Origin of the sequence: Marinomonas profundi, assembly GCF_020694005.1 — a bacterium.
Lineage (GTDB): Bacteria > Pseudomonadota > Gammaproteobacteria > Pseudomonadales > Marinomonadaceae > Marinomonas > Marinomonas profundi.
On record NZ_CP073013.1, the window covers coordinates 1,956,880 to 1,972,253 of the forward strand.

General features: G+C 48.2%; 5 protein-coding genes and 3 rRNA genes. 6 read left to right on the plus strand and 2 right to left on the minus strand.

The features are described from left to right. Position 1: 1 nt before the first annotated feature. On the minus strand, positions 2–424 hold the full coding sequence (locus tag J8N69_RS09135; RefSeq protein ID WP_168825436.1) for a CBS domain-containing protein: 423 nt from the start codon (positions 422–424) through the stop codon (positions 2–4). A gap of 124 nt (positions 425–548) precedes the next feature. On the opposite strand from J8N69_RS09135, the gene tadA reads away from it, so the two are divergent. From tadA to J8N69_RS09165, 6 genes are all read left to right on the plus strand, one after another. Continuing rightward, positions 549–1,037 carry a tRNA adenosine(34) deaminase TadA gene (gene tadA, locus J8N69_RS09140; protein WP_168825438.1) on the plus strand — a complete coding sequence of 163 codons (489 nt, stop codon included), beginning with the start codon at positions 549–551 and terminating at the stop codon, positions 1,035–1,037. A 117-nt stretch (positions 1,038–1,154) separates the two neighbouring features. Beyond that, complete coding sequence (purL, locus tag J8N69_RS09145; protein WP_168825440.1) at positions 1,155–5,054, plus strand: phosphoribosylformylglycinamidine synthase; 3,900 nt, start codon at positions 1,155–1,157, stop codon at positions 5,052–5,054. 510 nt (positions 5,055–5,564) lie between these two features. Beyond that, positions 5,565–7,102 (plus strand): 16S ribosomal RNA (locus J8N69_RS09150). Between the two features lie 374 nt (positions 7,103–7,476). Next, a 23S ribosomal RNA gene (locus J8N69_RS09155) occupies positions 7,477–10,375 on the plus strand. Between the two features lie 206 nt (positions 10,376–10,581). Further along, positions 10,582–10,696: ribosomal RNA gene (gene rrf / locus J8N69_RS09160) — 5S ribosomal RNA — on the plus strand. Together the 16S, 23S and 5S rRNA genes form the textbook arrangement of a ribosomal RNA operon. A gap of 959 nt (positions 10,697–11,655) precedes the next feature. Further along, a complete protein-coding gene (locus J8N69_RS09165) occupies positions 11,656–13,590 on the plus strand; it encodes a bifunctional 2',3'-cyclic-nucleotide 2'-phosphodiesterase/3'-nucleotidase (protein WP_168826996.1) in 1,935 nt (644 codons plus the stop codon). Positions 13,591–13,685: 95 nt separating this feature from the next. On the opposite strand, the gene betA is transcribed toward J8N69_RS09165, so the two are convergent. Further along, entirely contained in the window at positions 13,686–15,353 is a 1,668-nt protein-coding gene (betA, locus tag J8N69_RS09170) for a choline dehydrogenase (RefSeq protein WP_168827006.1), read from the minus strand. Positions 15,354–15,374: the final 21 nt, after the last annotated feature.

The following is a 15,374-nucleotide window of genomic DNA, read 5'->3' on the forward strand; positions in this document are numbered from 1 at the left end:
TTTAAGCTGGTTTTTTTAGCATTTTATGTGCCAGTTTGACGAAGTCGACAGGGGTAAGAATGCCGACGAGTTTGTCATTCTGAGTAACTGGCAGGCAGCCGTATTTGTTTTCAATGAAAAACTCGGCCGCCATGTCTAAGTCTGTCTCAGGGCTAACCGTTAATATGTCCTTGTTCATGGCGTTGGCAATGGGTGTTTGCTGCTCTTTTTTGGACATTTGCTGAGTGCCAAACTGACTCACCAGATGAAAGGCATGGCGCAGATATTCACGCTGCGTGAGCATACCAACGCATTCTCCTTGGTCGTTTACGATGGGGATGTTCCTAATGTTTTTTTCCTGCATTAATGCTTTGGCTTTCGCTAAAGAGTCGTTTTCTCTTAAAGTAATTAAATCAGTAACCATCAGGTCGGCCACGGTGCGCATGAATGAGTCTCCTTGTGTCTGTTTCAGCGTGTTTATTTTGACAGTAAGATCCAGTGTAGAGCGTATTAAGTATGAAAGGCAATCCTGTATTTAAGACAATATAGTTCCTTGAGGTAGATCAAGCATGACAGATCAAGAATGGATGGAACGCGCGATCGCGCTGGCGGATAAGGCGGCATCAGAGAGTGAAATTCCTGTGGGGGCGATTGTTGTACTTAATAATGAGATGATTGGTGAAGGCTATAATTCGCCTATTTCGAATTGCGACCCAACAGCCCATGCCGAAATACAAGCCATTCGCATGGCCTGTAAAACCATGAATAACTATCGGCTTCCCGGTGCGACTTTGTACGTGACATTAGAACCTTGTTCCATGTGCGCTGGCGCCATGGTGCATTCGCGTATTGATAGAGTGGTGTATGCCGCCACGGAGCCAAAAAGTGGCATTATTGAAAGCCAAGGGCGGTTTTTTGACGCGCCATTTCTTAATCATAAAGTGAAAGTTGAGTCTGGAGTCTTGGCCGAAAAGGCGTCTCTGCAGCTGACTCAGTTCTTCCAATATCGTCGTGAGCAAAAAAAGCGGCTCAAGGAACAGGCAAAAAAGGCGATTTAGGCGATTAATTCCGTCATTTGGTGTAGAAATTTCATACTCTGCTGGCCTCTATTTGCCTCATTGATTTAAAATACCCGCACCATTTCCCCAAAACTACCAAGTGAGGCAATACTCAACATGCTAATCCTGCATGGTTCCGCAGCGCTTTCAGCGTTTCGCAAGGCAAAGTTATTAGCCAATATGCAAGCATCTATCCCGTCTGTCACAGATGTTGATGCTCAATTTCTCCATTTTGTGGAGTTGGCTGATACTCAAACGCTGACGGCTGAACAGGAAACTGTTTTGCAGCGCGCTTTGGCCTACGGTCCTAAACCCTCCCAAGTCTGTTCATCTGATCAAAGCGTTTTAGTGGTGCCGCGTTTAGGCACTATTTCACCTTGGTCCTCGAAAGCAACCGATATCCTTCATAACTGTGGCCTTGCGGCCGTATCCCGCGTTGAACGTGGCGTGGAATACTTTATTCATAGCTCGGAAGCCTTAACGCTTGAAGCGCTAGATTTGTTGTCTGCCATGTTGCATGACCGCATGACAGAAAGCGTGCTTCCGGCATTGAGCGACGCAGCTGACATGTTCTCTCATGCAGAACCCGCTCCCATGACCAGTGTGGATGTATTGGGCGGTGGCCGCGCCGCGTTGGTTGAGGCAAACCAAACGCTCGGCCTTGCTCTTGCCGATGACGAAATTGATTACCTTGTGGCGTCTTTCGTTGAATTGGGTCGTAATCCAATCGATGTGGAATTGATGATGTTTGCCCAAGCAAACTCTGAACATTGTCGCCATAAAATTTTTAACGCCTCTTGGACGATTGATGGCGAAGAGCAAGAGCGCTCTTTGTTTAAAATGATCAAGAATACGCACGAGCATAACCCGCATGGCACCTTGTCTGCTTACAAAGACAACGCCGCGGTGATGGAAGGTCACTTTGGCGGGCGCTTCTTCCCGTCTGCTGAGACACGCGAATACGACTTTAGTCACGAACACATCGACATCTTGATGAAGGTGGAAACGCACAACCACCCAACGGCCATTTCACCATTCTCGGGTGCGGCAACGGGTTCCGGTGGTGAGATTCGTGACGAAGGCGCCACGGGTATTGGCTCAAAACCAAAAGCAGGTTTGAGCGGTTACACAGTATCCGACCTTAAAATTCCAGGCTTTGAACAGCCATGGGAAAGCTATTACGGAAAGCCGTCTCGTATCGTTACGCCGTTGGACATTATGATTGAAGGTCCTATTGGCGGTGCTGCATTTAACAATGAGTTTGGTCGTCCAAACTTATTGGGTTACTTCCGTACTTATGAACAAACCATCCAAGGTGCGTCGCAAGAAGAAGTGCGTGGTTACCACAAGCCAATCATGTTGGCGGGCGGTATCGGTAACATTCGTCGTGAGCACGTTGAGAAAAAAGAAATTAAAGTTGGCGCTAAGCTAATTGTGCTTGGTGGCCCGGCTATGTTGATCGGTCTTGGCGGCGGTGCGGCGTCTTCTATGGCGTCTGCTGATGGCAATGAAGATCTGGATTTTGCTTCGGTACAACGTGGCAATCCAGAAATGGAACGTCGTTGTCAGGAAGTGATCGACCGTTGCTGGCAACTTGGTGATAAAAACCCAATCAGTTTTATCCATGATGTGGGCGCGGGTGGTTTGTCTAACGCCTTGCCTGAATTGGTAAAAGACGGCGAGCGCGGTGGTAACTTTGATTTGCGTAAAGTGCTTAATGATGAGCCTGGCATGTCTCCACTGGAAATCTGGTGTAACGAATCACAAGAGCGTTATGTGATGGCGGTTTCTCCAGATCGTATTGAAGAGTTTACCGCGATTTGTGAGCGTGAGCGTTGTCCTTTTGCCATCGTGGGTGAAGCGAAAGAAGAAATGCATTTGCAAGTAGCGGATGAGCATTTTGATAATAATCCTGTCGATTTGCCCATGTCGATTCTGTTTGGCAAGCCGCCTAAAATGCACCGCGAAGCTACTAAAGCCGTTATCTCGGGTGATGATTTCACGGCAATTGATGTTGATTTGGCCGAGGCGGCAAACCGTGTATTAAGTTTGCCAACAGTCGCCAGCAAAAATTTCTTGATCACCATTGGTGACCGCTCGATTACCGGCATGGTGGCTCGTGATCAAATGGTGGGTCCATGGCAGGTGCCAGTCGCCGATGTGGCGGTAACAACCTCCTCTCTAGAAAGCTACACTGGCGAAGCCATGACCATGGGTGAGCGCACTCCTATTGCTTTGCTGGATGCGCCTGCGTCTGGCCGCATGGCGGTGGGTGAAGCCTTAACAAATTTGGCGGCAGCACAGATTACTAAACGTAGCAGCATTAAGTTATCTGCGAACTGGATGGCCGCAGCCGGTCATGAAGGTGAAGATGAAAAACTTTATCAAACGGTGAAAGCCGTGGGTATGGAGTTGTGTCCCGCCTTGGATATTGCCATTCCGGTTGGTAAAGACTCGATGTCGATGAAAACCGTATGGAAAGAAGATGGCCAAGAAAAAGCCGTAACCTCGCCATTGTCTTTGGTTATTTCGGCGTTTGCACCCGTCACCGATGTTCGCAAGACATTGACGCCTGAGCTACAAAATAAAGCCGATACGCGTTTGTTGTTGATTGATTTGGGTGCCGGTAAAAATCGTCTAGGCGGTTCTGTGATTGCTCAGGTTTACAATAAACTGGGCCAGCAAGCGCCAGACGTCGACGATGCAAGCGCGTTGGCTGGCTTCTTTGATACCACGCAAGCGCTTAATGCTGAAGGTAAATTGTTGGCCTACCATGACCGTTCAGACGGTGGTGTGTTTGCAACCTTGGTTGAAATGTCATTCGCTAGCCATCTAGGTTTGACTATCGACTTGGATGAAACCATTACCAATCGCATGCAAGTGGCGCCCGCTTTATTTAGTGAAGAATTGGGCGCGGTGATTCAGGTCGCTGAATCCGATGTGACTGAGGTTATTTCAGCTTATGCTAGCGCAGGCGTGACGGTAACGCCGATTGCTACCTTGTCTGATGACGATACAATTCGTGTGCGTTTTTCAGGCGAAACGCTGCTTGAAGAATCTCGTGTTAATTGGCAGCGTGTTTGGTCTGAAACCAGTTACCGTATTCAAGCTTTACGTGACAACCCAGAGTCTGCACAGCAAGAGTTTGATAATTTGTTGGATGCGAAAGACCCAGGTTTGTCGGCTGACGTGCGTTTCGACCAAAATGAAGACATTGTTGCTGCCTTTATTGCTTCTGGTGTTAAACCTAAGGTCGCCGTCCTGCGTGAGCAAGGCGTAAACGGCCAAGTCGAAATGGCGGCGGCTTTTCATAAAGCAGGCTTCACTCCAGTGGATGTTCACATGAGTGATATCTTGTCTGGTCGTACTACGCTTGATCAATTTAGCGGTTTGGTGGCTTGTGGTGGTTTCTCATACGGTGACGTATTGGGAGCGGGTGAAGGTTGGGCGAAATCCATCCTTTTCAACCCAGTCGCTCGTCAACAGTTCGAAGCTTTTTTCAATCGTCCTGATACTTTCACGCTCGGTGTGTGTAATGGTTGTCAGATGTTGTCGAACCTTCATGAATTGATTCCAGGGGCAGGGCATTGGCCGAAGTTTGTGCGTAACCAATCCGCACAATTCGAAGCGCGTCTTGTTCAGGTAGAAGTTCAAAAATCCAACTCTATCTTGCTGGCTGGCATGGAAGGTTCTCGTCTGCCTATTGTTGTAGCGCATGGTGAAGGGTTAACGGAATACCGTGATGATCAAGACATGGCCGAGTTGGCTTCCTCTGCTCAAATCGCACTTCGTTATGTGGACAACTACGGCCAAGCGACCGAACGCTATCCATTCAACCCGAATGGTTCTGCGCAAGGGGTAACGGGTTTAACGTCTGAAGATGGTCGTGTGACTATCATGATGCCTCACCCAGAGCGTGTTTATCGTACGCTTCAGCACAGCTGGCACCCAAGTGAATGGCAAGAGCAAGCGCCGTGGTTACGTTTGTTCCAAAACGCGAGAAAATGGTTGGGTTAATTTATTAGCTTCAATTGCCTTAAAAGGTCTCTAATCGAAAGATTAGGGGCCTTTTTTTATATGATGGTTTTTCTTTTGATTGGAAAATAAACGATTTAGACGGTTTTTGAGTGTTTTTTGAACTAAAAATATAAAAGATTCAATTAATTAAAAGAATTTACAAAAAGAGGTTGCACAAAATCTGTAGATCCTTAATATACGCCCTCGCTGACACGGACAAGGCTTCAGAGCAACGAAGACCAAGTTCAACTTTACCAGATTAAGATTCTGGTAAAGAATTCAAGTCAGCCCGCTCTTTAAAATAGATAATCAGATAATTTGTGTGGGCGCTCGCTGGAGGCTTCAGAAGATCATCGCAGACCGGTTTTACCGAGATGTAGTTGATCAAAAAAATTGAAGTCTTACGAGTGTTTATACAGTAATTCGCTTTATGTTGGCTTGTTGTTTTTCGAAGCAGTGAGTCGATTAAGTTATAGTTAGTGTAATAAATTTTGAGTAAGCAAGCTTTTTTAACTGAAGAGTTTGATCATGGCTCAGATTGAACGCTGGCGGCAGGCTTAACACATGCAAGTCGAGCGGTAACAGGGGAGCTTGCTCCTGCTGACGAGCGGCGGACGGGTGAGTAACGCGTAGGAATCTGCCTAGTAGAGGGGGACAACATGTGGAAACGCATGCTAATACCGCATACACCCTGAGGGGGAAAGGAGGGGATCACTTGTGACCTTCCGCTATTAGATGAGCCTGCGTAAGATTAGCTAGTTGGTAGGGTAAAGGCCTACCAAGGCGACGATCTTTAACTGGTCTGAGAGGATGGCCAGTCACACTGGGACTGAGACACGGCCCAGACTCCTACGGGAGGCAGCAGTGGGGAATATTGGACAATGGGCGCAAGCCTGATCCAGCCATGCCGCGTGTGTGAAGAAGGCCTTAGGGTTGTAAAGCACTTTCAGGGGTGAGGAAGGGCGTTTGGCTAATATCCAAATGTTTTGACGTTAGCCCCAGAAGAAGCACCGGCTAACTCTGTGCCAGCAGCCGCGGTAATACAGAGGGTGCAAGCGTTAATCGGAATTACTGGGCGTAAAGCGCGCGTAGGTGGTTTGTTAAGTCGGATGTGAAATCCCAGGGCTCAACCTTGGAATGGCACCCGATACTGGCTAGCTAGAGTATGGTAGAGGGGTGTGGAATTTCCTGTGTAGCGGTGAAATGCGTAGATATAGGAAGGAACATCAGTGGCGAAGGCGACACCCTGGACTAATACTGACACTGAGGTGCGAAAGCGTGGGGAGCAAACAGGATTAGATACCCTGGTAGTCCACGCCGTAAACGATGTCTACTAGCCGTTGGGTTGTAATGACTTAGTGGCGCAGCTAACGCAATAAGTAGACCGCCTGGGGAGTACGGCCGCAAGGTTAAAACTCAAATGAATTGACGGGGGCCCGCACAAGCGGTGGAGCATGTGGTTTAATTCGACGCAACGCGAAGAACCTTACCTACTCTTGACATCCACAGAACATTTGAGAGATCAGATGGTGCCTTCGGGAACTGTGAGACAGGTGCTGCATGGCTGTCGTCAGCTCGTGTTGTGAAATGTTGGGTTAAGTCCCGTAACGAGCGCAACCCTTATCCTTATTTGCCAGCACTTCGGGTGGGAACTTTAAGGAGACTGCCGGTGACAAACCGGAGGAAGGTGGGGACGACGTCAAGTCATCATGGCCCTTACGAGTAGGGCTACACACGTGCTACAATGGCGTATACAGAGGGCAGCGAGCTAGCGATAGTGAGCGAATCCCAGAAAGTACGTCGTAGTCCGGATTGGAGTCTGCAACTCGACTCCATGAAGTCGGAATCGCTAGTAATCGTGAATCAGAATGTCACGGTGAATACGTTCCCGGGCCTTGTACACACCGCCCGTCACACCATGGGAGTTGATTGCTCCAGAAGTAGGTAGTCTAACCGCAAGGGGGACGCTTACCACGGAGTGGTCAATGACTGGGGTGAAGTCGTAACAAGGTAGCCCTAGGGGAACCTGGGGCTGGATCACCTCCTTAAACGATAGAAGGCTCTGGTGAGCGTTCACACAAATTATCTGATACCTATCTTAAAAGCATTAGCACAAAGTATTAAGCAAGACGCTAAGCATCAAACACGACTGTGATTGATGATTTTTAGTCTCTGACTTAGTGCTTTGCACTAAACTTGCTCTTTAACAATTCGAATTTTGAAATAACGATAAATCAAGTGTTAAACCGGTGGAAGTTCACTTGCTCTTATTCTTTAAGGATAACAGCTTAGTGACTTCTATTATCGTAAATCCAGAGAGACACAAAAGCTCTTTGGTATGTGATCTGATGGTTGTTTCTACTTTTTATACTGAGTCATTTATGGCTTTTTATTGAATCGTAAAAACTACTTTGGGTTATATGGTCAAGTGACCAAGCGTGCACGGTGGATGCCTTGGCAGTCAGAGGCGATGAAGGACGTGGTAATCTGCGAAAAGGTTCGGGGAGTCGATAAACAGGCTGTGATCCGAACATGTCCGAATGGGGAAACCCACTCTACTTGTAGAGTATCCCACAGTGAATACATAGCTGTGAGGAGGCGAACCCGGGGAACTGAAACATCTAAGTACCCGGAGGAAAAGAAATCAACCGAGATTCCCTAAGTAGCGGCGAGCGAAAGGGGATTAGCCCTTAAGTGATTTTGGTGTTAGTAGAAGGCTCTGGAAAGTGCCGCGATAGAGGGTGATAGCCCCGTATACGAAAACACCTTAATGATGAAAACGAGTAGGACGGGACACGTGTTATCCTGTCTGAATATGGGGGGACCATCCTCCAAGGCTAAATACTCCTGACTGACCGATAGTGAACCAGTACCGTGAGGGAAAGGCGAAAAGAACCCCTGTGAGGGGAGTGAAATAGATCCTGAAACCGTGTACGTACAAGCAGTGGGAGCGGACTTGTTCCGTGACTGCGTACCTTTTGTATAATGGGTCAACGACTTATTTTCAGTAGCAAGGTTAAGCGATTAGTGGAGCCGTAGGGAAACCGAGTCTTAATAGGGCGTTTAGTTGCTGGGAATAGACCCGAAACCGGGCGATCTATCCATGAGCAGGTTGAAGGTTGAGTAACATCAACTGGAGGACCGAACCCACATCCGTTGAAAAGGCTGGGGATGACTTGTGGATAGGAGTGAAAGGCTAATCAAGCTCGGAGATAGCTGGTTCTCCTCGAAAGCTATTTAGGTAGCGCCTCGTATCTCACCATTGGGGGTAGAGCACTGTTTGGGCTAGGGGGTCATCCCGACTTACCAACCCCATGCAAACTCCGAATACCAATGAGTGCAATTACGGGAGACACACGGCGGGTGCTAACGTCCGTCGTGGAAAGGGAAACAACCCAGACCGTCAGCTAAGGTCCCCAAGTGCCAGTTAAGTGGGAAACGATGTGGGAAGGCTTAGACAGCTAGGAGGTTGGCTTAGAAGCAGCCATCCTTTAAAGAAAGCGTAATAGCTCACTAGTCGAGTCGGCCTGCGCGGAAGATATAACGGGGCTCAAACTGGCCACCGAAGCTACGGATGCTTAGTTTACTAGGCATGGTAGAGGAGCGTTCTGTAAGCCGTTGAAGGTCAAGCTGTAAGGCAGGCTGGAGGTATCAGAAGTGCGAATGTTGACATGAGTAACGATAAGGGGAGTGAAAAACTCCCCCGCCGGAAGACCAAGGTTTCCTGTCCCATGTTAATCAGGGCAGGGTGAGTCGGCCCCTAAGGCGAGGCAGAAATGCGTAGTCGATGGAAAACAGGTTAATATTCCTGTACCGATGTATATTGCGATGGAGAGACGGAGAAGGCTAGGCCAGCACAGCGATGGTTGTCTGTGTTTAAGGCGGTAGGCAAGTGACTTAGGCAAATCCGGGTCACTCTTTAAGAGAGGATGTCGAGAACTGATGACGAGCCCTCTTTTGGGCGAAGTGGTTGATGCCATGCTTCCAGGAAAAACTTCTAAGCGTCAGATATACATTGACCGTACCCCAAACCGACACAGGTGGTCAGGTAGAGAATACCAAGGCGCTTGAGAGAACTCGGGTGAAGGAACTAGGCAAAATGGTACCGTAACTTCGGGAGAAGGTACGCCGGCCAGTGTGAAGGGCTTGCCCCGTAAGCACCAGTCGGTCGAAGATACCAGGTGGCTGCGACTGTTTATTAAAAACACAGCACTCTGCAAACACGAAAGTGGACGTATAGGGTGTGACGCCTGCCCGGTGCTTGAAGGTTAATTGATGGGGTTAGCGCAAGCGAAGCTCTTGATCGAAGCCCAAGTAAACGGCGGCCGTAACTATAACGGTCCTAAGGTAGCGAAATTCCTTGTCGGGTAAGTTCCGACCTGCACGAATGGCGTAACGATGGCCACACTGTCTCCACCCGAGACTCAGTGAAATTGAAATCGCAGTGAAGATGCTGTGTATCCGCGGCTAGACGGAAAGACCCCGTGAACCTTTACTATAGCTTCACAGTGAACTTTGAACCTACTTGTGTAGGATAGGTGGGAGGCTTTGAAGCGGTGACGCCAGTTACCGTGGAGCCACTCTTGAAATACCACCCTGGTATGTTTGAGGTTCTAACTCAGGTCCGTTATCCGGATCGAGGACACTGTGTGGTGGGTAGTTTGACTGGGGCGGTCTCCTCCCAAAGAGTAACGGAGGAGCACGAAGGTGTGCTCAGCATGGTCGGAAATCATGCATAGAGTGTAAAGGCAAAAGCACGCTTAACTGCGAGACAGACACGTCGAGCAGGTACGAAAGTAGGTCTTAGTGATCCGGTGGTTCTGTATGGAAGGGCCATCGCTCAACGGATAAAAGGTACTCCGGGGATAACAGGCTGATACCGCCCAAGAGTTCACATCGACGGCGGTGTTTGGCACCTCGATGTCGGCTCATCACATCCTGGGGCTGAAGCCGGTCCCAAGGGTATGGCTGTTCGCCATTTAAAGTGGTACGCGAGCTGGGTTTAGAACGTCGTGAGACAGTTCGGTCCCTATCTGCCGTGGACGTTTGAGATTTGAGAGGAGCTGCTCCTAGTACGAGAGGACCGGAGTGGACGAACCTCTGGTGTTCCGGTTGTCACGCCAGTGGCATTGCCGGGTAGCTATGTTCGGACGGGATAACCGCTGAAAGCATCTAAGCGGGAAGCCTCCCTTAAGATAAGATCTCACTGGGACATAAGTCCCCTAAAGAGCCGTTCGAGACTAGGACGTTGATAGGTTGGGTGTGTAAGTGCTGTGAGGCATTGAGCTAACCAATACTAATTGCTCGTGAGGCTTGACCATATAACACCAAAGTGGTTTTGCTGACTAGACGAAAGTTGAACAGTAAACACATAGAGACACAGATTACGATAACGCATCAGTCATGATGAGCATCGGTTTAATACTTGATTATTGTTATTTCAAAACAGAATTGTTAAAGATCCAAGCACGTCTTCGCGTGTTTTGGTGAGACGAAAAGTCCAGCCAGAACGAACGCAACAGAATTGCTTGACGATCATAGAGGCGTTGAACCACCTGATCCCATCCCGAACTCAGAAGTGAAAAGCGCCATCGCCGATGGTAGTGTGGGAGATCCCATGTGAGAGTAGGTCGTCGTCAAGCTTTACATTAAGAAAGCCCTGATAGCTAACGCTGTCAGGGCTTTTTTTCGTCTGTAGAAAAATCAGAAACACACTCGCCTTGATGTTCGATTCGCTTGCGCCTGTTTCGCGGGCTCAACGCGTCAGCGCGAATCCAACACCAAGACGAGCTTTTGCGAAGGTTGGATAGGTTTTGTAGGCCTGATGAGGGAGGCACGACCGTTATCAGGCGTGTGACTCTATTCATCCTGCAATTGATTGATTTATATTGTTTTTGTAGGTCGTGGCTTTAGCCCGACAAGGCGTAATTTGTCGAGGTGAGTTTTTTGTCTGTAGAAAAATCAGAAATACACTCGTCTTGGTATTTCATTCGCTTGCGCCTGTTTCGCGGGCTCAACGCGTCAGCGCGAATCCAACACCAAGACGAGCTTTTGCGAAGGTTGGATAGGTTTTGTAGGCCTGATGAGGGAGGGACGACCGTTATCAGACGTGTGACGTTATTCATCCTGCAATTGATTGATTTATATTGTTTTTTTGTAGGTCGTGGCTTTAGCCCGACAAGGCGTAATTTGTCGAGGTGAGTTTTTGTCGGCATGCTATTTTTTCAGGATGAATCGCGACCTACAAGATCGGCGGAAGTCGTTTGCGGAAGTCGTTTAGCGACACCCTTGAAGGCGGAAATCCAACACCAAGACCTGCAATCATAAAAATAGCCTTAACCGCGTGTAGCTGGTTAAGGCTGTTTTTTATTTATTCACTGCCATGGGAAAACCCCGCGGGCTTTAATGTTAATAACTTAGGCACTTATCTACTTCCTTGTCATGGCTCGGCTTTTTCGACGTAAGCCAATGCCTTGGGTACTGTTTTTTTAATGTCATCAAAAAGGCATGAATTTCGCTTAAATTCGTCATACCATTAAAGCTGACTTTTTGGTTAGTATTTTTTCAATAAGAACGATGTTTGAATAAATGGAGTAATGTCATGACGTTTTTTGTGCATAAGGGCGCGACGCTGTTTGCCTCTTCTTTGCTGCTTGCTACGATGGCGCAGGCTTCTACCATTGACCTGCGAGTCATGGAAACCACTGATATTCATATGAATTTGGTGGATTACGATTACTACGGTGATAAGCAAAGCGATGCGGTTGGTTTGTCTCGTGTGGCGACTTTGATTAAAGCGGCCCGCGCTGAGGTGACGAACTCTGTATTGGTGGATAATGGTGACTTATTACAGGGCACGCCGTTGGGTGATTATGTGGCAAAAGGTCGTGTGCTGCGCTTTGGTGAGACACACCCTGCTTATAAAGCGATGAATTTGTTGGATTACGATGTGGGTAATGTCGGTAACCATGAGTTTAACTACGGTTTAGACTTTTTGATGAAGAGTTTAAGTGGCGCTAATTTCCCTTATGTTAATTCGAATGTGTATGTGGATGATGGCGACAATGATGCGTCAAATGATCAGCCATATTTCCAGCCATATCTCATTAAAGACAAAACCTTTGTCGATTCTGACGGTAATAAACAAACGGTCAAAATAGGCTACATTGGTTTTGTTCCGCCACAAATTATGACGTGGGATAAAGACAATTTGACCCATAAAGTTATTGCTAAAGACATTATTGAAACGGCCAACAAGTACGTGCCTGAAATGAAAGCCAAGGGTGCGGATGTGGTTATCGCGATTCCGCACAGTGGCATGATGAATTCGCCTTATTTAAAAGGCGAGGAAAACGCTTCTTATCATCTGGCGAAGGTTGATGGTATCGATGCGATTTTGTTTGGTCACTCTCATCGTATTTTTCCAGGCGATAAAGCCTTTGATGCCTTCGATGGTGTGGATAGCGAAAAAGGCACGGTATTTGGCAAGCCTGCTACCATGCCGGGTTTTTGGGGCTCTCACCTTGGGGTGATTGATTTAAAACTTGAGCCAGCTGGCAATGGTTGGAAAGTGGCCGATGGCAAAGCTGAAGTGCGTGCGATTGCACGTCGCGAAGGCCGTAATACAGTGGCTTTGGTGGAAGCGGATGCAAGTATTAACGAAGCGGTAGAAACTGAGCACGAAGGCACCTTGGCTTACATGCGCCGCAAAGTGGGCGAATCCACGGCCGATATCAATAGCTTCTTCGCTCTTGTGCAAGACGACCCTTCTATTCAAATCGTCAATAACGCGCAGATTTGGTATGTGGAAAATATCGTTCGTGGTACGTCTTATGAAGGTTTGCCAATCTTGTCTGCGGCGGCACCCTTTAAAGCCGGTGGTCGTGGTGGCCCAGAGTACTACACGGATGTGCCAAAAGGCGATATTGCCTTGAAAAACGTCAGCGATTTGTACATTTACCCAAATGATTTAAAAGTCGTGAAGTTAACGGGCGCGCAAGTAGTAGCGTGGTTAGAAGTTGCCGCTGGGCAGTTTAACCAAATCGATGCGACGTCTGCTCAGCCCCAAGAATTGGTGAATCAGTCGTTCCCAACCTATAACTTCGATGTGATCGACGGTATTTCGTATCGTATCGATGTGACACAACCTGCTCGTTACAACGGCGATGGCGAAGTAGTGAATAACGATGCACATCGAATTACTCAGGTGATGTTTAATGGCGAACCTTTGAACATGGGCGGTGAGTTCTTGGTGGCGACGAATAATTACCGTGCGGGTGGTGGCGGTCATTTTCCAAACCTCAATGGCGAGACAATCGTTATTGATGCGCCAGATAAGAACCGTGATGTGGTCGCGAATTATCTACTGAGTCAGAAAACCATTAATCCAGCGGCCGATGGGAACTGGTCGTTTACTGGGTTTGGTAAGGCAAATGTCTTGTTTACCACGACGCCAAAAGCAAAAGAGGCCGCTAGTAAAAACATGACGTATCAGTCTTTGGATGAAAATGGCTTTGCGATATTTAGGCTAAAATAACGTTAAATGCTGTAGGCATAAAAACGCCCGTATGACTCACGTTATACGGGCGTTTTTATGCGCTAATTGATTGCTTTAAAAGAAAAAGTGAGCAGTTACCGCTGTTTACTTTCAAACTCAGGGTGAATCCAAACCGGAGCGTTTAGGCTCGGCAAGGCGGTTTTACCAAGAATCATATCGGCGGCTTTTTCTGCCACCATGATGGTCGGCGCATTCAAGTTGCCGTTGGTGATGGTGGGGAAGATAGACGAATCCACCACGCGCAAGCTTTCGACGCCGCGCACTTGGCATTGCTCGTTCAACACCGCCATTGGGTCGTTGTCGTCGCCCATCTTACAGGTACAAGATGGATGATAGGCACTTTCCACATTCTGTTTTACCCATTGGTCGATGTCTGCATCGCTCTGGATATTTATGCCCGGCTGGATTTCATCGCCACGGTATTGGTCTAGAGCTGATTGTTGCAGCACTTCGCGCGTTAGGCGAATGGTATCGCGCCAATCCTGTTTGTCTTGCTCGGTCGAAAGATAGTTAAACAAGATGCGCGGTTTGGCCGCTGGATTAGCAGATTCGATCCATAACTTACCTCGACTCTCTGGCTTGTTTGGGCCGACATGGACTTGGAAGCCATGGCCTTCTACGGCGGCTTGACCATCGTAACGCATGGCAGCAGGTAAGAAGTGATATTGAATGTTGGGCCATTTAAGACCTGCGCGGGAGCGAATAAAACCACAAGATTCAAAGTGGTTGGTCGCGCCTAAGCCGGTTTTAAACAGCATCCAGCGTGTGCCGATCAAGCCTTTACTGATCAAGCCCAGCTTGCTGTTTAGCGTCACCGGTTGTTTGCAGTAGTATTGAAAGTAGACTTCCAAATGGTCTTGTAGGTTTTCACCCACGCCCGGCAGTTCGTGAACCACTGGGACGCCGGCTTTTTCTAATACGTCTTTTGGCCCGACACCAGACAGTTGTAATAACTGCGGAGAGCCAACGGAGCCTGCCGACAAGATAACTTCTTTGTTGGCGGTGACTTGTTGAACTTGGCCGTTTTTGCTGAACTCAATACCGATGGCTTTTTTATCATCAAAGAGCACTTTATGGCTTAAAACGCCGGTTTTTAGCGTCAGGTTAGGGCGTTGCATCGCTCGGCGTAAATAGGCGTTAGACGTAGAGGCACGCACGCCGTTTTTCACCGTCATGTGCATCGCGCCAAAACCTTCTTGGCGAAACCCGTTGTAGTCGTCGGTTTTGCCGTAGCCAGCGTCTTCACCCGCGTCGATAAAGGCTTGGTAAAGCGGGTTATAAGTCATGTCGTTGCCGTTGTTGGTCGATAATGGGCCATTGCCGCCACGGTACAAATCTGCGCCGCCTTTCCATGTTTCAGCTTTTTTGAAATAGGGCAGACAGGCTTGGTAGTTCCAACCTTTGGCACCGTTTACTTCCCATTGGTCGAAATCACAGGCGTGGCCACGAACATAGACCATGCCATTGATAGACGACGAACCGCCTAATACTTTGCCGCGTGGGCAATGCATTTCACGACCATCAAGGCCCGGCTCTTTGTCGGTGTGGAACTGCCAAGCGTATTTTTCTGTGTTCATTGGGTAAGACAGGGCGGTTGGCATTTGGATAAAGACGCTCTTATCTGAGCCGCCCATTTCCAATAGCAATACCTTGTGTTCGCCACTTTCTGTCAGTCGGTCTGCTAACACGCAGCCCGCGGAGCCAGCGCCGACTATAATGTAATCGTACGTTTCGTTTGTCATGCTTATCTCGTTTTAATAAGA